Source organism: Arhodomonas sp. KWT, from assembly GCF_010993615.1.
Genome location: NZ_WNXE01000446.1, coordinates 1 through 1379 on the forward strand (window position 1 = coordinate 1; position 1379 = coordinate 1379).

The 1379-nt window shown below is 68.4% G+C and carries 3 protein-coding genes; all 3 read right to left on the minus strand.

Features of this window, described 5'->3' with window-relative positions; translation table 11 throughout:
- On the minus strand, positions 1–509 hold a 509-nt coding region (locus G7A99_RS19780; RefSeq protein WP_205599946.1), incomplete at its 3' end, for a hypothetical protein.
- Positions 510–721: 212 nt separating this feature from the next.
- Positions 722–1264 (minus strand): cytochrome b/b6 domain-containing protein, encoded by a 543-nt coding sequence (locus G7A99_RS19785; protein WP_163143470.1) that lies wholly within the window; start codon positions 1262–1264, stop codon positions 722–724.
- Positions 1265–1268: 4 nt separating this feature from the next.
- The coding region (locus tag G7A99_RS19790; RefSeq protein WP_163143473.1) for a PepSY domain-containing protein at positions 1269–1379 on the minus strand (111 nt) is incomplete at its 5' end.

Here is a 1379-nt window from a genome sequence, read left to right on the forward strand (position 1 = left end):
GCGAGGGCCGAGTCGTTGGCGTCCGCGATACGCCCCGTCGCCGCCTCGATGAGCAGCTTCGGGGCAATGTTGAGGTGAAAGCTCTGCCGGAAGTACGTCCGCTCGGCACGGCTGCGTTGCACCGCCTCACGCCGCTCGTCCAGGGCCTCCAGCACAACCTCGGCCCCGTCTTCCAGCGCCCGGACGGTCACGACCAGCCACCGGCCCGGCACACCGCCGGGCACGGGCAGACACAGTCGCAACATATCCTCGCCGCCGGCGAGCACCGCCTCGAACGCGGACGAGCACACGGCACCGGGGTCGAGCAGCGCCATGAGATGCCGGCCAACCGGTTCGTCGATGCCCGTCAATCGCACTGCGGCGGGGTTGGCCTCGGCGACCGCACCCGCCGCAGTGACCCGAAGACGGCCCACCGGGACGGCCTCGACGAACGCCTCCAGTGCTGCGAGCCGCCGCCGCAGCACATGCTCGCCGGATGTCTCTCCCTCAACGGGACCGCCCGTCGTCAAGCGCCGCCCACCCCGGGGCCGGAGACCGCACCTGCAGGCCGCCCCCACCGGCCGTACCCGCCGGGAGCGACGAGCCGGAAAGGATATGTGTGTGAATCAGTTCGCATGCCTGGCATTATGCCAAGCAGCGGAGACAGGTGAAATGTTTAGTGAATCAAACACCTGTGTTTAACGATAACAATTCCTCCAAATCCGCGGCGGCCGTGGGCGGCTCAACCGACGTCCTCTCCCGACGGCTCGCGCTTGCGCCCGATAACCATGGCACGGGCGAGGTTCTCACCGTGGCGCACGCTGGCCAGGACCACACCCGCCACGTGAAGCCCGATCAGCACCAGCAGCGAATTCGCCAGGAACGCGTGGGTCTCCTCGACCCACTCCACCCCCCAGAAGGCGTCCAGGGTATACATCCAGCCGGTCAGCGCCGTGCCCGCGAGCGTGAGCAGCAGCACCACGATCATCGCCGCCCCGGCCGGATTGTGCCCGAGGTGGCGCCGTTCACGACCGGAGGCCATGTCGGCGATATAGCGCAGCACGGTGCCGGGCGGGCGCACGAACTGGGTAAAACGGGCATAGCGTGGCCCGACCAGCCCCCAGAGCAGCCGGAATCCGATCAGCCCGGCCACCACATAGCCGGCCCACTCGTGGACCCCCCCCCACTCGTCACCGGTAAGCCAGGCCACGGTCACCGCCGTGACCAGCCCCCAGTGGAAGACCCGGACCGCCGGGTCCCACACACGGATCGTGCGCTCGCCCATCGCCTCAGTCCTCTTCCTTGACGCGCACCGGCTCCAGGGTCTTCGGGTTGAAATAGGCCTCCACCCGGTCACCGTTCTCGTCGTACGCGTACGCCTCGTAGCAGCCATCCTCAGT